20 protein-coding genes and 3 pseudogenes are annotated in these 21,730 nt (G+C 42.1%); 5 read left to right on the top strand and 18 right to left on the bottom strand.

What is annotated here, in order from left to right:
- Positions 1 to 43: 43 nt before the first annotated feature.
- From greB to BM232_RS10795, 10 genes and pseudogenes are all read right to left on the bottom strand, one after another.
- Positions 44 to 511: a transcription elongation factor GreB gene (gene greB, locus BM232_RS10855; RefSeq protein ID WP_091714550.1), complete on the bottom strand. Its 468-nt coding sequence runs from the start codon at positions 509 to 511 to the stop codon at positions 44 to 46.
- 754 nt (positions 512 to 1,265) lie between these two features.
- Complete coding sequence (locus BM232_RS10840) at positions 1,266 to 1,502, bottom strand: hypothetical protein (protein ID WP_091714545.1); 237 nt, start codon at positions 1,500 to 1,502, stop codon at positions 1,266 to 1,268.
- A gap of 179 nt (positions 1,503 to 1,681) precedes the next feature.
- On the bottom strand, positions 1,682 to 3,529 hold the full coding sequence (locus BM232_RS10835) for a lytic transglycosylase domain-containing protein (protein WP_091714543.1): 1,848 nt from the start codon (positions 3,527 to 3,529) through the stop codon (positions 1,682 to 1,684).
- Positions 3,530 to 3,779: 250 nt separating this feature from the next.
- Positions 3,780 to 5,506 (bottom strand): annotated as a pseudogene (locus tag BM232_RS15275) (methyl-accepting chemotaxis protein).
- Positions 5,461 to 5,895: a hypothetical protein gene (locus tag BM232_RS10820; RefSeq protein ID WP_143092282.1), complete on the bottom strand. Its 435-nt coding sequence runs from the start codon at positions 5,893 to 5,895 to the stop codon at positions 5,461 to 5,463. The pseudogene BM232_RS15275 and the gene BM232_RS10820 overlap by 46 nt, the downstream one beginning before the upstream one ends.
- Positions 5,896 to 6,162: 267 nt before the next feature.
- A complete protein-coding gene (locus BM232_RS10815; protein ID WP_091714533.1) occupies positions 6,163 to 6,558 on the bottom strand; it encodes a GFA family protein in 396 nt (131 codons plus the stop codon).
- Positions 6,559 to 6,723: 165 nt separating this feature from the next.
- A complete protein-coding gene (locus BM232_RS10810; RefSeq protein WP_091714531.1) occupies positions 6,724 to 7,242 on the bottom strand; it encodes a hypothetical protein in 519 nt (172 codons plus the stop codon).
- A 228-nt stretch (positions 7,243 to 7,470) separates the two neighbouring features.
- Positions 7,471 to 7,899, bottom strand: a complete 429-nt coding sequence (locus BM232_RS10805) for a hypothetical protein (RefSeq protein ID WP_091714529.1) — start codon at positions 7,897 to 7,899, stop codon at positions 7,471 to 7,473.
- A gap of 110 nt (positions 7,900 to 8,009) precedes the next feature.
- Entirely contained in the window at positions 8,010 to 8,456 is a 447-nt protein-coding gene (locus BM232_RS10800; protein ID WP_143092281.1) for a histidine kinase, read from the bottom strand.
- A gap of 32 nt (positions 8,457 to 8,488) precedes the next feature.
- On the bottom strand, positions 8,489 to 8,830 hold the full coding sequence (locus BM232_RS10795) for a hypothetical protein (protein WP_091714524.1): 342 nt from the start codon (positions 8,828 to 8,830) through the stop codon (positions 8,489 to 8,491).
- 230 nt (positions 8,831 to 9,060) lie between these two features.
- On the opposite strand from BM232_RS10795, the gene BM232_RS10790 reads away from it, so the two are divergent.
- Together BM232_RS10790 and BM232_RS10785 are read left to right on the top strand one after the other, a co-directional pair.
- Positions 9,061 to 10,035 carry an integron integrase gene (locus BM232_RS10790; protein ID WP_091714521.1) on the top strand — a complete coding sequence of 325 codons (975 nt, stop codon included), beginning with the start codon at positions 9,061 to 9,063 and terminating at the stop codon, positions 10,033 to 10,035.
- A 171-nt stretch (positions 10,036 to 10,206) separates the two neighbouring features.
- Positions 10,207 to 10,818: a TetR family transcriptional regulator gene (locus tag BM232_RS10785; protein WP_091714518.1), complete on the top strand. Its 612-nt coding sequence runs from the start codon at positions 10,207 to 10,209 to the stop codon at positions 10,816 to 10,818.
- A gap of 19 nt (positions 10,819 to 10,837) precedes the next feature.
- Here BM232_RS10785 and BM232_RS10780 read toward each other — a convergent pair whose 3' ends face one another.
- Together BM232_RS10780 and BM232_RS10775 are read right to left on the bottom strand one after the other, a co-directional pair.
- On the bottom strand, positions 10,838 to 11,851 hold the full coding sequence (locus BM232_RS10780) for a fatty acid desaturase family protein (protein WP_091714515.1): 1,014 nt from the start codon (positions 11,849 to 11,851) through the stop codon (positions 10,838 to 10,840).
- Positions 11,844 to 12,722, bottom strand: coding sequence for a sugar phosphate isomerase/epimerase family protein (locus BM232_RS10775; protein ID WP_091714581.1), 879 nt, complete (start codon positions 12,720 to 12,722; stop codon positions 11,844 to 11,846). Before BM232_RS10775 ends, BM232_RS10780 begins: the two co-directional genes overlap by 8 nt.
- Before the next feature lie 317 nt (positions 12,723 to 13,039).
- On the opposite strand from BM232_RS10775, the gene BM232_RS10770 reads away from it, so the two are divergent.
- From BM232_RS10770 to BM232_RS10760, 3 genes are all read left to right on the top strand, one after another.
- On the top strand, positions 13,040 to 13,384 hold the full coding sequence (locus BM232_RS10770; protein ID WP_091714512.1) for a hypothetical protein: 345 nt from the start codon (positions 13,040 to 13,042) through the stop codon (positions 13,382 to 13,384).
- Positions 13,385 to 13,500: 116 nt separating this feature from the next.
- Positions 13,501 to 15,513, top strand: a complete 2,013-nt coding sequence (locus tag BM232_RS10765; RefSeq protein ID WP_091714510.1) for a primary-amine oxidase — start codon at positions 13,501 to 13,503, stop codon at positions 15,511 to 15,513.
- 4 nt (positions 15,514 to 15,517) lie between these two features.
- On the top strand, positions 15,518 to 16,252 hold the full coding sequence (locus BM232_RS10760) for a cytochrome c oxidase assembly protein (protein WP_091714508.1): 735 nt from the start codon (positions 15,518 to 15,520) through the stop codon (positions 16,250 to 16,252).
- Here BM232_RS10760 and BM232_RS15230 read toward each other — a convergent pair.
- The 6 genes and pseudogenes from BM232_RS15230 to BM232_RS14980 all read right to left on the bottom strand — a co-directional run.
- Complete coding sequence (locus tag BM232_RS15230; protein WP_091714506.1) at positions 16,199 to 17,152, bottom strand: helix-turn-helix domain-containing protein; 954 nt, start codon at positions 17,150 to 17,152, stop codon at positions 16,199 to 16,201. The genes BM232_RS10760 and BM232_RS15230 overlap by 54 nt on opposite strands.
- Positions 17,153 to 17,414: 262 nt before the next feature.
- The gene (locus tag BM232_RS15270; protein WP_425435543.1) at positions 17,415 to 17,792 is read right to left on the bottom strand and encodes a CZB domain-containing protein; all 378 of its coding nucleotides are present in this window, start codon (positions 17,790 to 17,792) and stop codon (positions 17,415 to 17,417) included.
- Between the two features lie 63 nt (positions 17,793 to 17,855).
- Positions 17,856 to 18,326 (bottom strand): annotated as a pseudogene (locus BM232_RS15265) (methyl-accepting chemotaxis protein); the annotation flags it as partial.
- Positions 18,327 to 18,675: 349 nt separating this feature from the next.
- Positions 18,676 to 19,533, bottom strand: coding sequence for a chemotaxis protein CheW (locus tag BM232_RS10745; RefSeq protein WP_091714504.1), 858 nt, complete (start codon positions 19,531 to 19,533; stop codon positions 18,676 to 18,678).
- An 84-nt stretch (positions 19,534 to 19,617) separates the two neighbouring features.
- The gene (locus BM232_RS10740; RefSeq protein ID WP_091714502.1) at positions 19,618 to 20,946 is read right to left on the bottom strand and encodes an FAD-dependent oxidoreductase; all 1,329 of its coding nucleotides are present in this window, start codon (positions 20,944 to 20,946) and stop codon (positions 19,618 to 19,620) included.
- Between the two features lie 96 nt (positions 20,947 to 21,042).
- Positions 21,043 to 21,730, bottom strand: a pseudogene (locus tag BM232_RS14980) (hypothetical protein); the annotation flags it as partial.

The raw sequence follows: 21,730 nt of genomic DNA, 5'->3' as shown, positions 1-21,730 counted from the left end.
AAACAGATAATGAAATCAGATGTTGGGAAACAACGTCTTAGAACTAATAACGTATTGCTAATACGAAATACACTTTTTTCTGGCCAGCCACTTCTATGACTACTTCATCATCTATTGTCTTACCGAGTAACTTACGTGCTAGTGGTGAATCAATGCTGATATAACCTTTTGATGCATCAATCTCGTCCGGCCCAACAATGCGATATTCTTTCTCATCTCCCTCTTCTGTTTCAACAGTCACCCAGGCAGCGAAAAAAATATGTGATTGATTATCAGGCGCCTGATCCACCACTTTTAAATCAGGCAGTCGTTTTTGCAGATAACGAATACGGCGGTCGATCTCACGTAACTCTTTTTTACGATAGATATATTCAGCATTCTCAGAACGATCCCCTTCCGCCGCTGCAGCTGATAGCGCTTTCACCACATCACGGCGTCGCGCCCAACGTGCAGTGAGTTCTTGATTCAGCTCTGCGTAGCCTTCAGCAGTTACATAAGGGGAAGAAGCCATTTTTTCATCCAATAAAAGTCGTGGATCATAACAAGTATTTAGCGATAAGGCTGAGTGAACTTGTGCCGATAATTCGAGGATTCAAAATTCTGATACCGATCATTATATATATGCAGAATTTCCAGGAATTCATATTCGTTTTAATGAGTCAGTCTCAATCTATACCGCCCCAATTGGAAACAAAATATTTCAAAACAGTGCACTCAATACTCCTTATGCACCAATATAAATCAGAGCTTATACCGCTGGGTTTCATAGCCGTTTTTCAATGTTCAATCAGTTAGAAAAAAATATGACTACCAATCAATGGATTAAAAATAAACAATCAATAATCTGCATTAAATAAACATCTTGGCATATTTAGTGTGAAATTATCATAGTAGTGACTGGCGTTAACATGAATCATCCGTTACAGCTTATGTAAATGATAACTCACTCAACTTGAAGACTTTTAAACCATTTTTCGTGCTTTTATTGAAAACAATAACAGTGCCTGCTGCTCTCTATATAGCATCTGATAGCCTAAGTCAGGGACATACTGCAGATCTTCAAAGCAGTTATACGGACTGTATGGATGCTCAGAGAATATCTCGATTCTTAAACCTGCGCCAATGAGGGCAGTGATCACCTCACTGATGGAATGTCCATTATCACACAGCCTACAGCACACCATAAGCGATATAAGTTAAGGCTCTACGGCGACTGCTGCTAATAAATTTGAAATACTGCCTATCACCTACAGTACAAACTTTCACTACAATCCTTGTTTTGCCCTGGTAATAGCAGCCTCGATAGCCGCTTTGGCTTGCGGGCTATTTTTCCAACAGCTTGTCCGTAACATTGAGGCCACCATTTCTGCGATATCTGCTGCCTGATAAGTGGCTAACTCAGAAAGCGTATTGATACCAATTTCTTCAAATCTTTTAATAACAGTAGGACCAACACCTTTTACAGACAACAATGCCTGTTTTTCTAGCTCAGAAAATGCCACAAGTTCTCCTTATATACACATAATTTTAGTTACGGGCTGCATGCCAGAAGCATCCTAAGCTTTACTTGTTAATCATCTTATTACTTATGATCTGTTTTAGAGAAGTGTTTGTGAGGAAGTTAAAACGACAATTTCTGAGCGTATTGATTATGACAACTAACCGGAGGGTTATCTTGCCGTTAGTTACCGACCACGTAACAACTTGAGATATCCGGTAATTCACCTGAGTTGAAGCTGGTGTAGTAGCTCCAGAATGTATTATCGATGGCCTTCAATCTGGCAGGTGTGTTATCCAGACGATATCGTGCCAACTGTCCTGGCCCGCCGTTATATGCGGCATAGCTTGCTTTGATCAAGTTGTCATCCCCGCCCGGTTGCTCATGCTCACCACGTCGGATCGCATAATCAATCATGTAATGCGTCAGGATATCGATGCCTGCATTTACATTGTAGTCAACTTCATCAACGAGGCGGTCAAGATCATAGACTTTTCGCCATACCCGACCATTAATCTGCATCATACCGACTGCACCCACCGGCGAACGTAGCACTTTAGGATCTTTACTCGAGCCAACAAACTGCCGCCAGCAGGATTCTTTCCATGCTGTAGCCCGAACTAAAGGATTGAGCCGCTCGGCCAATCTGGCTGGCATCTTCTTATTCTCAGATAGCCACTCGCTGGATTGCTCTTGCAGCAAGCTGTCGACCAGTTCAAGGTAATCATTGAGATTATCCCGTTGTGGAACCAGGCCCTTTAAGGCCTCGGCAGGAGCAATGGTTGCTGCATTAGCTGCCGGCAACAGCCAAGTTCCTAACAAACCAAAACTATCAATGACATGTCGTGTTAACTCAGTCGTTGCTGAGGTGATCTCATCGTTGTTATTAAAGCCAAACAAATCACGAAACGTCGGATCTATCTCCAAAGGTAGCGGTGTAAAACTTGGAGGCGCTGCTCCAGCCAGTAACAAACGGGCGAGTCTACGTAATCCGTCACGTGACATTTCTAAACCATATTCAGGCCCAAGGGCATCAAGTGCTCGAAGTGCATCGCCACCAGCAATAAATGCAGCAAGTCGATAATCCACTTCCAGGCCGGGCGTTTCCATGCCTTCCAGTTGGTTCATCAGTGGTCGCAATCGCTCCCATGTCGTTAAGAATAGCTCTCGAACGGGATCTGACTCAGAATTATCGACCGTTAACGCCTCGGCAATGGCATATCTCGCATCGAGCAAGATGGCGAGTAATTCCATTCGTAAATCATGAGAATTGGTTGACTCTGCCAAGGTCGAAATGATGGTTGTCAGAAAGCCATCAAACTCATCTTCCAGCGTTTGCCATTGTGCTGCTTCGTTGGCATCAAAAACCGGCTCAGGTGCTTCATTACCAGGTACAGAAGCGCGAACCTGAAAAGCCAACCAGGCTCTGACACCAGTTTCTTCAGTCTGCAGCCGAGCAATATGTGTCCGTTGCACCAGGGATTGTTCAATACCTTGCGTTTTATTCGGCCCCAGCAGTTGCTCAATTAATCCATCAATCTCATTCAGTGGCCCGGCAAGATCAATTTTCACCCGTTTCATTCTTGGTAGCAGTACGGCATCTGCAATCAACTGCACCGGTTTACTCAAAATACCGGGGCTATTATCTGAGCGAGACAATTCAATTGCTGCAGGCACAAACTCTATAGCCAGACCTGATTGCGTCACCTGTGGCGTCAGTTTTAATGCCAGACGGCCCTGCCATGGCGTCAATCCACGACAAGTGCCAAATACGCGGACACCTGTAGTAGCTGCCACTGCCATATCCACTGACAGTTGAGTATCGGCTGTTGCCACTTTCATATCGGATAAATCAACCCGGTTGCACGGGTCCTCACCTAGTGTTGCTTTGCCATTTTCATCAAATTCAAGCACACGACTTATCGCGGACTGGAGATGTGAGGTTTCAGCCAGTAAGGGGATTTCAACTTCGCCTGCGGACAGTGCGTTCGAACTATATAAAATGCAAAGCAACCATCCAATGCGTTTCATTCGATGTTCCAATGGTTAAATGCGAAATGACTTGTAAGTCAGGGCCTGGAACAGATTCAGGCCTGCAATATTATGCCGTTCTTTTTAGAGAAGTGTTATGAAATTTAATGGTCAAAATCAATAGAAACTTGAACGCTCTAATCATACTGATTCCGACCTTTCTGATATGACTAATCATTTAACTTAGCGAACACACCAAGTCAGTAGAAAAAAACCCGACCGCCACTCACCAGCGCCGGTCGGGTCATTATTATGACTTCAATTTAGACAGCTGCTCATTCAGTGCCAAAGCAACATCATGTAGATCATGGCTAATCTTATTCACCATATCTGACTGATTGCTGAGTTCACTGGCAGCATCACCGATACCAGCGATATTACGGTTGATTTCTTTACTCACCTGGCTTTGTTCTTCCGCCGCTGTCGCTACCATGGTTGTGTTATTGGCAATGGCCATAATACGATTAGCGACGTCGACAAGTTGCTCGTAACTTTCTGTTGTTTCTACTGATGCCTTAGTCACTCGTTCTCTGTCTACATCAATTTGCTCAACTGTTGTTTTGACATCATTCTGAAGTGCTTCAATCAATCCATTAATTTCAGCCGTAGACTCTTGCGTACTGGCAGCCAGCTTACGTACTTCATCAGCTACAACCCAAAGCCTCTGCCCTGCTCACCCGCACGAGCCGCTTCAATTGCAGCATTCAATGCTAGCAAGTTAGTTTGTTCAGCAATACCGCCAATTGTTTCTAAAATGCTATTAATATCAACACTTCGAGCTGATACTTGATAGATACGATCACTGACTGTTTCCATGTCTTTAGCAACAGTTTGTATCTCACGTACATTTCGCTCAAAGTTTGTTTGCGTTACTTTTAGGAAGTTATGAGCGGCATCGGCTTCTTGAGCACTGCTATTAGCAAGCTGTGTCACCTCGTTACTCGCTGTCGACATTTCTTCCATTGGAGTCGCGACACTATCAGTTTCCTTACGTTGATGTTCTATCGACAAGGCTGCTGCTTGTGCATTTTCTTCTAATAAATCAGCATGGTGCTGCATAGCAGTAGATTGCTGTTGCAGCTTTTTAATCATGTCTCGTAACTTTTCTGTAAAGGCGTTAAAGCCTGTAGCAATATCAATCAACTCTTTATGGTGTTCGATATGTAATTGTTGCGTTAGATCACCCTCATTCGAGGCAAGATTGAAAATTTTATCGCGCATATCATTCATTGGCGTCACGATAGTACGAACGAGCCAGACAATGAGGAACATCGATACAACAGAAGCAATCACACCAAATATAATCATCAAACCTAACGTGGTGTTTTTACCTTCATCAAGCTCTTTTGTTAAAGCATATTGACCAGCCATTGCTGCCGCTTCTGGCACAGTTAGCACTAGCTGCCAATTAGTATCTGAAGCATTAATCTTCACCGGTACAGAAACGACAATATCGTTATTCAATTCCAACTCTTTCATTTCGGTCAAACCAACCACAGCTTCAGCCAGCGATTCATCAGCTTCAGCTAATGGACGGGTTAACTTTTCATTAAATTTGGAGCTAGCAATAAGACGATGACCCGCACTCAGTAAATGTACCTGACCGACGCCATCATAAAGGGATTCAGCGATTTTCTGCATACGCTTTTGAATAACAGGCAAATTAATGTCTATACCAACTAAGCCTTTGAATTGATTATTTTTTATAACGGGGGCTGTGAGGGTGGTCATTAACTCTTGCTTGCCCGGTTCAATTTCATAGAGGTAAGGCTCAATCGTACAATTTTTACCGGTATCATGACTGCACAGATACCACTCAGACTCACGTTGACCAAACTCATCTTTTTCATCCAGGTATTTTTCGTTAGGATCTTCTACAGGGTAGTAAACGAGTTTTTCACCCTCCCTTACCCAGTAAATCTCTAACGTTCCTATACTCGTCGTGTGATCGCCGCGTCCGATGTAAAACTCGTCCATTTGGTCATAACTATAAGCTCAAATTGTGTGTATAAGGCACTGATATGTTTATTACTTTCCAGCGCACTGCCCATCATCTGTTTTATCTGATCGCGAGTAAATACTAAATCATTCGGACTTCCGGTGCTTTCCTCTAGTATTTTAGCCAAGGTAATTGGAATATCGAAAGAACGATTGAGATAAGAGGACACACTGATAGCCGCATTTTCAGCTGATACTTCCAGGTAATTTGACACCTCTTTCTTCAAGTAACTTTTTACAGTTTCACTGGCATCATCACTCGCATGTTTCATCGAAAAGACCCCAACGAGGGTTATCAATCCTTGAGAGAAGATCAATATACTGATGGTGATGAGTAATAGTTTATTTCGAAGTGACCATTTGGCCATGATGGCAGCCCTTAAATTAAATGTGAAAATAGTTATATATGAGTAATGGCGGCACCTCAGCGAAAATCTTGAAAAGATTGAAGCATAAGAGGTAGGTGAATTTAGTTAGATTTAAGCAGTAAAAAACCTCTGCCAAATAATTTGGCAGAAGTTCCCCTTTAACATTTCACATTTAAAACAGACACTTACACTCTAAATTAAGTATAGGCACTCTTAACTTATTTATAATGAGCGTTTAGATTTTTGGGTAATAAGTGATTGTTTTGTTTATTGATCTAAAGGGTGATTTATACCATCGGAGGTGGGCACAACACCCAGTTCAAAAGGATTGACACCTTCCAAACAACCTATGTTATAACCGTATTCTAAAGGGTTAGAACGAGGATTATGATGGGTATAAATACCACAGTTTGAACAGAAATAATGTTTCGCTACCATCGTATTAAATTGATAGAGCTTGAGCATTTCTGCTCCTTTGATCACTTCTAAGCCATCCAATTGCACAGTGCTAACAATCGCTCCTTTCCTTCTGCACAATGAGCAGTTACACCGTCTCGGATTTACAATTCCATCTGGAAGATGCAGCAATAATTCAACCTCTCCACAATGACATGTCAGTTTATGTCTTTCTTTGATTTTTGTATTACCCACTTGCTTAATCACTGCGAGTTCTCCGTTTATTAAGGCAAAATTTTGTTACTTCTAAAAAACACTCCGTTCCAAAGCGTATAAGCAAATTCCTTATCTGCTTTAATCACGGTTAACCCCAGTTCAACCCAATTGGCAACACAGCCAACATTGAGTATTGGTGGTGATGGAATTAGCTAATCACTTTGTTGACTCCGTCGAGTCCTTAATACGATCTCGTAACTTACAGGAAAACACCACTATGTTTTCTTTTTTGAAATTATGAAAGATAGCCTCTTCCACTTCCTTAATCATTGGAGACTGTTCAAAAGGCGTAATCGTACAAACATTTTCCTTTGCAAACTGGTCTACTGCTGATAAATCAGCCCCCTCCTTTTCCATATGAAGAACGACGGCAACACCTGGATTCACACAACACCCGATATAGTTATCTAAATATTCATGATCTAAGGCCAGGAAGGTCCCGCTCAATACTGGTACCTGCTTTTTTGCAATGTAAATATGATTGTAATCGGCGATAAGGTCAGGAGTTGCGTTGATAATGCCAGGTTTTTTCAGTGTCTCTAATTCTTTGAGGTTTTCTGAGGCTTGTTGAATTTTTTCCGGCGATGTTTTGAGCAGAGAAATTAATGCTTCACTTTCTGCTGAAAATGACTGTAATGGAAGCATCAGAAGAGCCAAAAAAATAATTTTTTTCATTTTTCTCTCTCCTTTATTCAAGCAATTTTGTTAGATGAACATGTACATATCAGCTCGGAATACTCACTCTATGCGGGAGATATGACTCGAACAGCTCTTTGCAGATTTCAGTTGAGACAATCTCTGCATCATCCATTTATAAAACGCCTCTCTCAAAAAATATAACGTTTGAGTTAAAATGCCGCCGCTTTTTGGCGGTCATTTTTGAACGACTTGTTATACGCATTTTTAAGCAAGCTGCTTACCCTCACGGTAATGGTTTGGAGATAAACGCTTAATGCTGTGAAACTTTTCTTTATATTCTTCTACGTCCCATAGCCATGCCTCTAGAATTACATAATATTTGTCGTATAGCACCCATATTAGTTTGTCCCATTCGTAGTTTGTGGCCTTTGGTACCATTGTTACTTTACTGCCAGGCTTGCCACTTGGTCGGTTGCCTTTGACTTGGTACCTAATGTTTTTATAAACAAAATCAGAGCCTCTGTTAACGGCAGTAATGTCCTGCATGAAATCTGAGTACTCTTGCTCTGGCATACCTACTAACATGGCAGCATCATATTCTGATAGTGGTGTTGTTATTTGTGGTGCAACCCCATAACGATCTTGCCACTCTAGAGCTACTTTAATTAATTTTGAACGTAGTTCACTATTCATTATTTTGCGTATAACGCCTTTAGCATGGGCTGGCGGAGCTGGCACGTAATTGCGAAAGCAATTTAAGTGACAGGTTTGCCAGTCCTTTGCCTAAACTTGTTAAATGCTTTTTATTCTGAAGTTGTTGCATAATTATAAGCTGCTTTTTTTACAACCGAGAAATCAGATACACGCCAGTATGGTTGGTCTTTTTTACCAAGTTTTGTGTTTAGCTGTTTGTAGCCATCACACTCTTTATTACAAAGCTCTTTCATAAATGAATACATCTGTTTTTGGATAGACTTACCAGAAAGAGAAATATCATAGCCAACACTTGATGGCTGTACACCGAGACGGCCATTTGCCCCTGACAAGCTCATATTTTTGGTTTGCTTGACTTGCCTATTGAATTTTATTTTGTAGTTAGAGTTAGAAGCGTTGATTTCATCAACTAACTTTTCTAATTGCTTACAGACTATATCTTCGTGCATCATTTCTCCTTTGTCATTTAACGCTAAGCACAGCGGCGACCTTGGAGTGGCGACCAAGGAGCCACGTAAAGGACGTCCGGCGGCCATCGGCCGCGTACTGCTGCGACTTGTTATATTTTTTACGTTAATCCTCTGATTACACTCAGCAAAGTAGATTCATCAAAGATAACTGCTTTGAATTTTGCCGTGTGCTTACCACCGCTGAACACCCGATCAAGAGCGGTCGAGATAGATTTGGATCCTAAATTTTCAATTTTCTCTACACCCGGAATTTTGGGCGGCTCTTGGTCAAAGCGGATGATTAAATCTCGCTTCGTGTGCGGATCGAATGCAAACTCAGCCCTAGAGCCTACTTTCAATTTGTAAGACCAAAACTTGTCTGTCTGATCTTTTTTGTGCAGATCTACAAGTGTTGGGTGTTTGGCCAAAATTAATACCGCATCTTTCCCTGAAATTTTCACCGAAGTCTCCATAAATATAACAGTGTGTTTTATGAGGCCAGTGGCCTCATAATAAATATTAAACAGGCGGCCTTATAATTCATTTTTAAAAACCATAACATATTGATTATAAAACATATTAATTTAACACCCCAGAATTATAAGGCCAAAAACTTGAACCAGGTTGGAAAAATAGTGCCAAATTTTTGTTATCGTTGAAATGAGTTTGTTTCACGGAAGAGGCAATTAGCATGGCAAAATCTCCATTTTTAAGTTCAATCGAATCCTTCATGCTGACCAGGCGATATAGTCGTCGAACAGTTAAAACCTACCTATACTGGATTAAATATTTCATAGTTTTCCATGGTAAGCAACATCCTAGAGAATTAGGTGACCGTCATATAGAACAATTCTTAACGCATTTAGCAGTGAATCGGCATGTTTCAGCTGCAACTCAAGCGATCGCATTAAATGCCATTGTTTTTATGAAAACAAAGTTCCTAGAACAAGAAGTCGGTTATGTGGGAACCTTCAAAAAATCCAGCCGAAAGAAAAAATTACCTGTCGTATTAACGGTTGATGAAATCAGTTGTTTGATTTCCCAATTATCGGGTGTGAAGAAGTTGATGGTTTCGTTGTTATACGGATCGGGTCTAAGGCGAATGGAGCTTTTACGTTTGCGGGTGAAGGATGTTCAATTTGATTTGAGCCAACTGCATGTATGGGATGGTAAAGGAGCAAAAAATCGCATTGTCACCTTAGCGAAAGAGTTACATGCACCATTAAAAGCTGAAATAGAACGTGTGAACAGGCTCTTGCAAACTGATCTATCAAATCCGCAATATGATGGTGTTTGGATGCCGGATGGACTGGCCCGAAAATATCCAAAAAGCCGTTTTGATTTAGGGTGGCAATACCTTTTTCCAGCATCAAAACTATCTGTTGATCCTCAATCAAGAAAGATTCGTCGCCATCATTTTGATGAAAGTGGTTTGAATAAAATAATTAAACATGCAGCTCAAGAAGCGGGAGTTATGAAACAAGTTACAAGCCATACCCTACGGCATTCATTCGCAACTCATCTACTGCAATCAGGTGCAGATATTAGAACGGTACAACAACAGTTAGGTCATGCAGATGTGAAAACAACCGAGATTTATACACATGTTCTTAAACAAGGTGCTCAAGGAGTGATAAGCCCTTTAGACCGAATACGTGATTTATAAGTCATTAAATTCCACCAGTATGTTTATCTTTCAATTGTTGTTGAATACTCAACAGCTATTAACAGCAAAAAGAAATGTGTGCTAACGGCTCTGACAAGAAATGATAATCGCTATATTTGAAGCATTCCCCACCTCAAGCTACTATCTTATTTTCTCTCACAAAAAATACTCATGAAACGAAGCAAAGAAGATGCAGCGAAAACCCGGCAGAAAGTGATTGATGCAGCGTTGAAGTTATTTGGTCAGCGTGGTTACAGTGGCACGACCTTACGGTTGATTGCTGATGAGGCGGGTTGTTCGCGTGGGCCGATTTATTGGCACTTTGCTAATAAAGAGGAGTTGTTTGAAGAGATTATCGCCTACTCTCAGGCGCCATTAGAGAAGCTGATTGCTCAGTGTGATGACAGTCAGGCGCCCATCGAAGCAGCCAGTAATTTTGCCCGACAATGGCTGAGTTTATTGTTTGATGATGCATATTACCGTCAGTCGTTTGAAATTTTGCTGAATAAAACCGAGTACACGGAATCGGTATCACCATCATTGGAGCGTGAACGCGCCTTAACGGTTTCTCTTATCACGACTTTTGCTGGTTTTGTTGAACGCTATCGCCAGCAAGCAGATAGCAAAGCCAACACAGATAGTCAGGTGGTGGCTATGTCCATGTATAGCTATCTGATGGGCGTGACACAAAGCTGGATGGTGAATCCCAAGCTTAATCAGCTTGAAGACAATATCGAATTTTATGTGACTGAGTTTGTGCGTTTATTACAAAGCTCTCAGTAAACACCAAGGGCTTTTTTTATTAAAAGGCAGTGAGAAAACTTAAGGCATCCACTCCTACCGCTCTTCCCTCTTTTAGTGATGTTGTTACTTCATCATCACCGTATTCTTCAGCATAAATTCTAGCGACACGATGCTTGTGATAAGAGCGAGCTTGCTCCCAGAAAGTCAGTGTTTGTGGTGCGACTTTTTCACCCATTTCTTTGTGTAAAGCCGGTAGCTCATACCAGTTCAATATGGGTTTCTGATGATGGGCGTTGTGATAGCAAAAATTCAGCACCAGCATATTCAGCCACGGATAACGATGTGACAATAAGTTGCTGTATGTATTGGCCTGCTCGTACTCAAAATCCCGACGATGAGGGAACACGGCATCAGGATCATCCAGATTAAAAATCACTTCATAGTTATGCTGATAACAGTCCATAAAACGAAGTACAGTGAACAACACGCATTGAGCAACGGCGTATAACACAAAGGCTTTAACACTGATGAGCAATACCGCCAGCAATAAAGCGCCTCTAATTAATACCACTGTCAATACCCGACGACGTTGATCACGCTTTGATGCAATAGCCCATGGCGCAAACACCAACATGGTGTGCATCATAATTTCGATGGCGGGAATATAAGCCCATTCCGCTGCTTTGACGACCTTTTCCATAACTGGATGTCGTTTTAAAAAGCTACGGTAATCCCACACCACGGGATCACAGTTATCGACATGATGACGCATGTGTTTATAACGAATATCTTCAAAGCGTCCGTAGCAGCTGCCGGTAATCCAGTTAAGGACTTTGCCGAGTTTGGCATTATCCTTATTGTCTTTAAATAAGGCGTTATGACCACATTCGTGTAATAAATAAGCCGCGATAATCATGCCGTGAGCACAGGCCAGCATGCCCAGAATATTAATTATCCAGTTATTGGCAAACATAGCTGCCCAGCCACCAAAATAGGTGACAGTGATATAAGCCAATACGCCGATACTGTATTTCGCCCCGGCGGGATCACGAAGTTGAAATGAGTTAGCCATGAGACACCTCAGCTAATGTATTCGCTTGTTTCCATTGTTCAAAATGCTGCTGTTCGGTATAACCAATCCAGCTATTAATTTCCCAGAGGTCTGCAATGGGTGCATTGGTAAATGGCAGATGATGCAAATAACCATCCGGACCAAACTCGGGAGTCATGGTGGTTTCCGAATAGCCACGTGTACGCTGGGCTGTCCAGATAGCTTCCCAGCAACGTTGATGACTTTCTAAAGCCGCTTGATATTCGGGTGCTGCCGGGTGTGGCACTTGTGGTCCTTGGTCATACCCTACTCGACTATGAATATGATGAGCATGTTGAGCGGCGAGTTCGATCGCATCCCATTCGCTATCCATTAAACGTTCGCTGACCACTACCCAATGGCTGAAGTCACAGGTGATTTTGATATCAGGTAGGTGTTCTAAAATCGCCATCGTATTCCATGGGCAATAAAAACTACGACCACGATGTGTTTCAAAAGAACATAACACGCCATGTTTATCTGCAATATCCATGGCAGCTTTAAAGAAGTCGATACTGGTCTGGATTGGCCAGGCATCACAGCCACCCATCACGTTTACAAATTTAGGTTTGAGCGATTTACCTAAAATGATTTGTGATTCCAGATCAGCGAGATGTTCTTCCACACTGGCACGACGTCTCGGTACATAAGACCCGGCGGTGCAGATTTCCTGAATCCATTCAATATTGTGTTTTTCAATCGCTGCTTGTAGTGCTGGAAAGTGTTTTGGGTCGTCATGTTTGGCAGGGGCTTCCAGTCCTGAAAATTCAGCCTCTTTTGCCATGGTAACGGCTTCTTCAATGGTACCGGTATGACCCCAGACTGTTTTGAAATTCTTTAGCTTCATGGTCATCTGTACGGTCTCTTCATTAATAAATAACATAAATGCAGCAAACAACATGCCAAAGTATATGTATAAATATTAATAGCCATCAAAGCCTTACCATTACTTACCTAGCAGCGAGATAGCTATATCTGCTAATTTAAAAGTGATGATGAATAAGGTCTTTATTGCACTGGGATTGTGCTGGTTTGTTAACTTTTGGGGCATTATTTTTAGCATTCGCTTTTATAGCCACTAATGAAACTTTACTGAACTAAACACGCATTAACTATTCTCAGTAATAGAATGATTTAAATCTTCATAAAGCGTTATTAAAAGGAGTTTTTATGACTACACAGTTTCGTTCAGGATTACTGCTCGTTTTTATGTTTATGATGACAACAGCTTATGCCGCTGATGACAAAATGGTCGCGCCTGAACTTGAGAATGCAATGAAGTCGTGCCGTGAATCAGCAAAAGGTAGTGTTGAAGTGTTTAACCAGTGTATGGAGCAAAAAGGAGTAAATAATGATAGTGCTCCCGTCATACCAGAACCAACTAAAGAGATTGATACAAAACTTCAATCAGCCATCAGAGACTGTCATAAAACAATGAAAGACAATTTAGCCGGGTTTGAATCCTGTATGGAAGGTAAAGGGTTTAATCGTCCCGGAATTGATATGTCAGAATAAATCAGCGCTTGCTTTCCTTTTCCCCGACATGGATGTCGACTTTTGCCACTTTGTGATATTGGTCTATTCAGATCTCACTAGTATTGATAGCAGAAAAACAATACTACGAGGTCACTATGAATCACGCATTAGAAACATCCTATAAACCTGAAACCACACCTGGCGTGACGCCAAGCCATCCACTTGATCCATTAACGATAGAAGAAATTGCTATCGCTTCTGATTTACTCAGAAAAGAAAAAGGCCTGGGGGCTGAGTGTCGTTTTCCTTATGTGCAACTTGAAGAACCAGCAAAAGCGGAAGTCTTAGCCTTTGAAGAAGGTCAGCCATTTTCACGCCAAGCCTTTGCTGTGGTACTTGATAAAGCCACAGGCGATATTCATGAAGCGTTGATTAATCTGAATACCAACAGCATTACACGCTGGGAACAGATTGATCCTGAAGTGACTGGTCAACCCGCCATCATGATGGAAGAGTTCTTCACTTGTGTCGATATCGTTCAGGCCGATCCTGGTTTTATTGAAGCGGTGAAACGTCGTGGCTTAACCGATAAGGATATTGAGACCATCCAAATTGACCCATGGTCATTTGGTTACTTTGGTGATGAAGAAAAATACCGTGGTCGACGCTTAATGCGTGGTGTGGCCTTCGTGCGTGATGATATTGTCGATAATGGCTATGCAAGACCTATTGATGGCCTGGTGGCAATTATTGATTTAAATGAAGGCAAGGTCATCGAGCTATTAGATGATGGTCAGAATATTCCTGTCCCTAAAACCAAACATAACTATGACACGCCATCACTGGCTAAACCGCGTGAAGATTTAAAACCCTTACAGATTACACAACCTGAAGGGGTGAGTTTCACCGTTGATGGATGGAAAGTGAATTGGCAAAAATGGCAGTTCCGTTTGGGTTATAACCCACGCGAAGGTCTAGTACTCAACCAATTGAGTTATCAGGATGGTGATCGTCTACGGCCGATTATTTATCGCGCCAGTATCAATGATATGGCTGTGCCCTACTCTGACACAAATCTGAACCACTATTGGAAATGTGCATTTGATGGTGGTGAATATGGTCTGGGTCGCCTGGCTAATCAGCTAGAACTGGGTTGTGATTGCCTGGGTGCGATTCGCTATTTTGATATCCCGGCTGTCGATGATAACGGTGTGCCTTTCCTGATGAAAAATGCCGTCTGTATGCATGAGGAAGATTACGGCACGTTATGGAAACATTACGAATTCCGTAGTGAAACCTATGAAATGCGTCGCTCTCGTCGTCTGGTTATTAGTTTCTTCTGTACGGTCGGTAATTACGACTATGGTTTTTACTGGTATTTGTATCAAGATGGCACCATTCAACAGGAAACCAAACTGACAGGTATCATTCAGACAGGTGCTTTGCTTCCCGGTGAGAAACCTAAGTTCGGTGGCATGGTGACACCAGAAATCTATGGGCCAACTCATCAGCATTTCTTTAGTGCTCGCCTGCATATGATGCTTGATGGTGAAAATAATTCCGTGGTCGAAACCAACTTCACACCACGTGAAATGGATGAAGATGAAAACCCGTGGGGCAATCTGTTCAATACAGAAGCCACTGTATTAAAAACCGAACTGGAAGCCGCTCGTGAAGCCAATGGTCAAACCGGCCGGTTCTGGAAGATTATCAACCCCAACAGCATCAACGCCGTCGGTAATCCAACAGGATACAAACTGGTTGCTGAACATAATCCGGTGATGCTGGCTCACGATAATAGTTATGTTGCCAAGCGAGCTGGCTTTGCCAAAAAGCATTTATGGGTAACGCCCTATGATCCAGCTGAAATGAATGCGTCAGGCTTTTATCCTAATCAAAATAAAGGTGAAGGCTTACCGTATTACGTGCAGAAGAATCGTCCGATTGAGAATACCGATATCGTGGTGTGGCATACCTTTGGTCACACGCATGTATGTAAACCAGAGGACTTCCCCATCATGCCGGTGGAATACGTTGGTTTTACCTTGAAACCGAATAACTTCTTTATGGGTAATGCCGCAATGGATGTCCCTGCTGAAGGGAATAACCATAGCGTTGATACCGTCACCGGTTCGGTAAAATCTGGCTCAAGCTGCTGCTCTGAATAGTCAGATGTGGTTAGTTTCAGTGGATTTATTGTGCAGCGTGATAGTCATTATCACGCTGCAACAATGGGCTGTTAAGCAAAACTTACTGGCGAAACCGGGCGTATTTCTCAGCGGTAATCTGGTATTTTTGCTTGGCATGCTGCCGTGGTTTGATGAATTGGCTCGCTATTCGATTAGCTTGCACAGTTTACAGAGTGTCATGGTGCATCACTTTGCCCCATTATTATGGATTGGCGCTTTACGTCATAAACAGTCATCTACTATCAGAGCACATAACACCTTATCGCATTGGCCTACTACGTTATTGATGAGCATTTTTGCAGTGCTGACCTGGGTATGGATGTTACCGTCATTCCATCCGCTGTTAATGCAGAGTGCCATTATCTATAGCGGTATGAAATGGTTAATGGCATTAAGTGGACTGGCCTTATGTTTATCCATGCTCAGTCATCATCAAAAATCATCTTATTGGCAGAAATTAAATAATGCTACGGTAGTGGTGCCCTTATTACTGTGGGGACTATTGATGTTTATCTTTCCTACAATGTATGCCACCACACATACCAGTCATCATCAGCATCATATGATGATGAGTAATCTACCTACCTGGCTTCAACTCTCACCCATTCAGGATCAATTCACCGGTGGCCTGATATTTATTGTGTCGGGTTTCCTTTACTGGCAATCAAACTCGATCAGCGTAGCGTTTACGCGTCATGCTCGGCGTTTCTCCAAATAAACGGCGATATTCCTGAGAAAAGTAGCCCATATGGAAAAAGCCATAATTGGCAGCGACATCAGTCACCGGCAAGTGACTTTTTGTCAGTTCTCGTCTGGCTGCATTTAACTTAACTGCTCGCAGATATTGCATCGGTGAAGTGCCAGTCGCTTTATGAAAACTGTAATTTAAAGTGCGGTGTGGAATGCTCAAGGCCTTGCAAATATCAACAATACTCGCACAGCTCCCTTCGCTTGAAGCCACATAATCATGACAACGCTGCACGATGTAGTTATGTTGGTTTCCAAGCCGTTTTAGCTGACTAGTATCTTTATCATCAGCCTCATAAATAGTGAGTGCCAGTTGGATCAGTTTATCTTCCATGGCTTTTGATATCAGTTCTGCATTATCAGCAGTGACCTCAACCCTCTTTAAATCCTCCATCAATACCGTAAGCTGTTGACGTAAATTCACCAGAAATGTAGGCGCCGTTTTTATACCGTAACTTTTTTTAAAACCAATCAAACGTGTGTAAGTCTCGTGGCTCAGTAGCTCGCGTAAACGTTGATGGTCAATCGATATAATGCTGTAGTCGAGCTCAGCTGGCCCGACAAAGGAAAAGTCACTTTCATACGGTAATAGAGTAATACCTGACGCCATAATCTGACGTGCTTGTTCTGAGGCATCACTCGCTTCAACATGATGAGGAATCATCATGCTGATTTTGCCCTGAGGTGTATGCGTATCTTGTACCACACTCTGTTTCATACGCTCTCTGAACACACGCACCGAATCCAGTTGAATATCTTCAAGAAAGCCTTCAAATTTACCTGAGCTTAACTGATCGTATTCCTGAGGCCAGTCCTGTAACGAATGAGCATGTTGATACACATCATCAAAAACGGCTGATTGACTGAACATAATGCTTACACCAATAGTGGCTAATAATATGATGTATAAGCAAAAAATGAACCGATGTCAGAGAAAAGATAAATCAACTTTTTCTGTTAACTATTTCGTCAATAAAACCAAGGAGTTTCGACAAATACGCAGAGAAAGCATGAACTTAGAAAAAGCAAAGCAATAAACTTAGTCCGCCCTGATTTAGAGCATTTTTCTATAAACCGTTAATAATGGGGCATTAGCAAAGCGCCTTTATAAGCGCTCTGCTGAGTTTGTTGGATTAAGCTGAATAACGATGTATTTGGCTGAAATATTCATCCAATAATGTATCAATTGCACTGACCACCTCGACACTAGCCGTTTCCATCGCAGATAACATTTTGATGGTCTGCACTTTATCACCTTGGGCTGCTGCTTGTATGGCAGCCTTGCCAGAAACATGAACGGTTTCATGGGGTTTTTCAATTGATTTAAAATGGGTCAACCTCACATACTCACTGGCACCGGCTCCACGGTAATACCATTCACCTAAGCGACATTGCGTGTGATCATTGACTGCAAATTGATAGTTTTCCGTATCAATGGCTGAGTAAATCTGATTTTTCCACACAGCATGATCTAATTTAACCGTATTCAGGAAAGAAGCTGTAGAAGCCATCAGAATAATCTTTTGCATTTGGTTTGAACGCAGCAGAACTTCCCCAACCACTGCACCAATTTGCTCTGAAGAACTTGAGACTTCACGAGCACCTTCCTGACTATCCTGCACCATGTTTTTGATATTACTGGTCTGGCTGAGGACCTGACTGACGAGGGATTCAATTTTATCGCTTGCATCATGTGCTTTTAATGCGAGATTTCTTACTTCATCGGCAACAACAGCGAAACCTCGACCAGCATCCCCTGCTCTTGCAGCTTCAATGGCAGCGTTTAATGCCAGTAAATTGGTTTGTTCTGAAATTTCCTGGATAGTGGCCACCAGCACGTTAATATCATTGGCTGTTTTATCCAATACACCCACAACCGTAATACTCTCATTGGCATGGGTATTGATTAATTCGGCCCGTCGATTGAGATTTTCTACTGCATGGGTGGTTTGAGAAAAAATATCTTTTAATTGATCCAGTGTTTCTCTTTCTTCTCTGAGACTGGTCGCGCTCTGTAACAAACCATCACGCACGGTTTGTAACATCCTGCCGCCTTCTAATTGAACTCCTATCAAACCTTCACCCTGATTAAGTTCGCTGCTTAAACGTGCTATTTCGCGATCTTTCTCAGCCAGTCGTTCCATCATTTCGTTTTTTTGGGATTGGTATTGCGCTTCACTCTCTATCAGTTTCTGCTCTAATTCTGCTACTTGTTGTTTTAATTTTTTTGAAAACACTGTCTGATTTATCCTCACGCACTTATTAAATAGCACCCATATGATCACGGCTAGAAGTGAAGCTCAGCTTAACGTCTAGTACTAGTCCATACATTATATGTGGGTATTGTTCAGTTATCAGCATATATGCTGATAAAAAGTGAAGCGTTGAGCGTAATTAGGCTACTGAGATCGGCTCATCAATTAATTTATCAATATTAAAATAGAGACAATCCGGGCTGTTATCACGCGTATAAATGCCATCAAGTACTTTACCTATTCTGCTCACTTGGGCAAGCGCCCCCGTTGTGCTCGACTGGAATTCACTTTCATCGTAGGAAACTACATCGTTAATTTCATCAATTAACAGAGCGAATCTGGGTGTTTTCCCATCATCCGTCACAAATAACAACACTTGTCTCATAGCACTTTGTAAGTGTTCAGTGGCACGAATAAATAAGGTTTTCATTCGCTGAATAGTGCTACCACGTTCACGACGAAGTAATTCCATCGCTTCATCAGTATTGCCACTATTGCTCAATGTCAATGCACGATCAGCCATGTCATATAAAGCCTGCTGAGTGCTATCAAATAAGGCTAACAGATCGATTAATGTTTCATCTCGGGTATAAAACTGCTGACGCCATTGGCTAAATTGAGAATTTTTTAACTCGGTAGTGTAGGAAAAATCATCGCCATTATTCACAGCGGCTTCAAGCGCATTGACCCAATCGTTATGCTCTTGTTCATAATGTTTGAGATCATTAATGACAGCTAATTTACTGTCATTACCTGAGTTAACTCCGACCCGATGAGCAAAGTCCATAACAGGTACCACGACGCCCTGATATTTAACCACGCCTTTCAGACCACGTTCTTCCACCGGGACTTTCTGGATTGCATCCACATCCTGCCCCAACATCAACACATAGTCGACATTAAGGCCAAACATCATATCTTCTATAAAGAAGGTAAAAACCTGTTTCTTCTGAGGTGCCTTACTGGTGTTAGCCGCCTGAGCAGAATGCAGTGCCATGTGCTATCTCCATCCAAAAACAATTGTATTTATATAGAGCTATATCGGCTGTTTATTCTGATACTAAAACAAATTTTATTGTTATTAATGCAAATCTTCTTTTAATCGGGCTTCATCAATCTTTGCACCCAGTCGTCCACAGACAAAACGCAAATCCAACTCAGCATTTTCTAAACAACTTGTCGCACCAGGTGAAGGTGTCATATTAAACACAATACCGGTGCCAGGATTGATTTTTGCTTCGCCCAGCATCAATTGTGATGACTTTTTATCAATCAACTGCGGACGCACACCACCAAAGCCTTTAGCAAAGGTCACATCTTTTAATTGCAGAGAAGGTACGATTTTGCGTGCGTCTTTCATGAACAACCAGCGACGCAACAGTGGTACTTCAAATAAGAAGTTTTTCAGAATGTAATTACGAATATCTTTGACCTTAAACAGATCCCAGAATACTTTCATCACCCGTGAGTCCAGCTTTAATACCCGTAAGAATTCAAAAAACGTTTTTCTGTTATAGCGTTCCAGCATAGGTAATAACAAAGCGGTTGGTCCAAAGCGGGTTTTGCCTTCAATCAACACATCCGGATCCCCGTGGACGGCTGCAAATGGCAGCTTATCGTTTTGCACGGTGTAAACCTTACCGTTTAATAATGGTGGCGTGAAATAGAAGCTGCCGGCAACGGGTAAACAAGAAAACTCCAGGCCATACCCCATTTGCTGGGCGAGTAACAAACTATGACCACCAGCTGATACCACGACCGTTTTTGCTTTGATAACAGCATCCTCAGTCACAATCGAAAACAGGCCATCTTGTTCAACAATGTCCTGAACGTGACTGTTCATATAGAGATGCGGGTTTTTATCCGTCCGTTTTTGCGCCTGTTCCACAAAACTTTCCGCCAAACGCTGATAGTCAACTGCAGAGTATTCATCAAGAACAGCCAATGCCACACAAGGCTCTTCGCGCATTTTGCCATCAACCATCACTACATTTGGTTCGATTTCTGCAATTTGCTCTTTTTCCAGCAATTGCATGGTGGTAAAAACAGTGCGAAAACGCTCGAAACGCTCACGCAACATCGCACACTCTTTTTCACCAACACCTAAAACCATTTTAGGGTATTTAAAAATGATTTCATCGCGTTCAGGCAGATCGTCAGCATAATTAACAATCATCTGTGCCGACGCTTTTACCTTAGCCGCTTTTTCCAGGGTGTAATTGGTTTCAATATCACCACAATGAAGCGTCTGGCTGTTGTTACGTCCGTTAGAGTTTACCTTGGCGACATGATCATATTTTTCAATCAAAGCGATATCTTGAACGTCGGTGTACTCAGTAAGCAGATACATCAGCGCTGTACCGCATACGCCACCACCGATAATGGCTACATCATGGACTTGGTCTGTCATTTTTTATCCCAGCAAAAACTGGCGCAGATTTTAGCAGAATCAGCGTTTCATCGCAGGCAAAAAATAGCGATGAAACGCTGACATTGATACGAAGGCTTAGTCGTCGTCTTTTTTCTTATTCATCTGCGAAAAAGAGGGAATGGATGACAAGATTGATTGCAAACGATCCTGCTGTTCAACTTCATCATCCAATTGCTCAGCATCATCCTCTTCTTCAACATCCGATGATTTTTCCAGATCTTTTATTTCTTTGAACATCTCATCCAAATCATCATCTGATGGTAACGGTTCTTCTGTCAGATCCTGCCACATATCAGATACTGCAGATTTCGGATCGACCAAATTAACCGGTTCATCACTCTCATCTTCATTAAAATACTGCTCCACATCTGAAGTGGCTTGTTCAGCAGCACTCACCATTGGTGATTCATCGTCTTCATTTGGTGCTGGATACATTGCCGAAAACTGAATCGATTTATCTTCCTGTTTGCGCTCATCAATGATATTGACGTCATATTTCAAACTGGATTCGGGCTCTGGAGTCGATGTTTGTTCATCCTGTTCTGGTTCAATATCAGTGAGCTCATTTTCTACTGTCTGAGCAACGTCCTCCAGCTCAAATTCATCATCTGCATCAATCTCAGGTAAGTCTGAGTCAACCTCAAACTTTGCGACAGATAAGTCCAGATCAATATCATCGTCTGTATGAACTTCGGTTGGCTCAGGCTCAAGTTCTGGCTCAGGCTCAAGTTCTGGTTCTGGTTCTGGTTCTGGTTCTGGTTCT

Origin of the sequence: Methylophaga sulfidovorans (assembly GCF_900114205.1) — a bacterium.
In the GTDB taxonomy this organism is placed as follows: Bacteria; Pseudomonadota; Gammaproteobacteria; order Nitrosococcales; family Methylophagaceae; genus Methylophaga; species Methylophaga sulfidovorans.
The sequence above is the reverse complement of the archived record's forward strand: the minus strand, read 5'-3'. Positions and strand labels throughout refer to the sequence as shown.

Excerpts from the sequence above, each read along its gene's own strand:
- BM232_RS10770 (WP_091714512.1), top strand. The coding sequence starts at position 13,040 with ATGACTACACAGTTTCGTTCAGGATTACTGCTCGTTTTTATGTTTATG.
- BM232_RS10765 (WP_091714510.1), top strand. The coding sequence starts at position 13,501 with ATGAATCACGCATTAGAAACATCCTATAAACCTGAAACCACACCTGGC.
- BM232_RS10760 (WP_091714508.1), top strand. The coding sequence starts at position 15,518 with ATGTGGTTAGTTTCAGTGGATTTATTGTGCAGCGTGATAGTCATTATC.
- BM232_RS10785 (WP_091714518.1), top strand. The coding sequence starts at position 10,207 with ATGAAACGAAGCAAAGAAGATGCAGCGAAAACCCGGCAGAAAGTGATT.
- BM232_RS10790 (WP_091714521.1), top strand. The coding sequence starts at position 9,061 with ATGGCAAAATCTCCATTTTTAAGTTCAATCGAATCCTTCATGCTGACC.
- greB (WP_091714550.1), bottom strand. The coding sequence starts at position 511 with ATGGCTTCTTCCCCTTATGTAACTGCTGAAGGCTACGCAGAGCTGAAT.
- BM232_RS10810 (WP_091714531.1), bottom strand. The coding sequence starts at position 7,242 with ATGAAAAAAATTATTTTTTTGGCTCTTCTGATGCTTCCATTACAGTCA.
- BM232_RS10800 (WP_143092281.1), bottom strand. The coding sequence starts at position 8,456 with ATGGCCGCCGGACGTCCTTTACGTGGCTCCTTGGTCGCCACTCCAAGG.
- BM232_RS10745 (WP_091714504.1), bottom strand. The coding sequence starts at position 19,533 with ATGGCACTGCATTCTGCTCAGGCGGCTAACACCAGTAAGGCACCTCAG.
- BM232_RS10740 (WP_091714502.1), bottom strand. The coding sequence starts at position 20,946 with ATGACAGACCAAGTCCATGATGTAGCCATTATCGGTGGTGGCGTATGC.
- BM232_RS10780 (WP_091714515.1), bottom strand. The coding sequence starts at position 11,851 with ATGGCTAACTCATTTCAACTTCGTGATCCCGCCGGGGCGAAATACAGT.
- BM232_RS10775 (WP_091714581.1), bottom strand. The coding sequence starts at position 12,722 with ATGACCATGAAGCTAAAGAATTTCAAAACAGTCTGGGGTCATACCGGT.
- BM232_RS15270 (WP_425435543.1), bottom strand. The coding sequence starts at position 17,792 with ATGGCTTCTACAGCTTCTTTCCTGAATACGGTTAAATTAGATCATGCT.
- BM232_RS10835 (WP_091714543.1), bottom strand. The coding sequence starts at position 3,529 with ATGAAACGCATTGGATGGTTGCTTTGCATTTTATATAGTTCGAACGCA.
- BM232_RS10805 (WP_091714529.1), bottom strand. The coding sequence starts at position 7,899 with ATGAATAGTGAACTACGTTCAAAATTAATTAAAGTAGCTCTAGAGTGG.
- BM232_RS15230 (WP_091714506.1), bottom strand. The coding sequence starts at position 17,152 with ATGTTCAGTCAATCAGCCGTTTTTGATGATGTGTATCAACATGCTCAT.
- BM232_RS10820 (WP_143092282.1), bottom strand. The coding sequence starts at position 5,895 with ATGGCCAAATGGTCACTTCGAAATAAACTATTACTCATCACCATCAGT.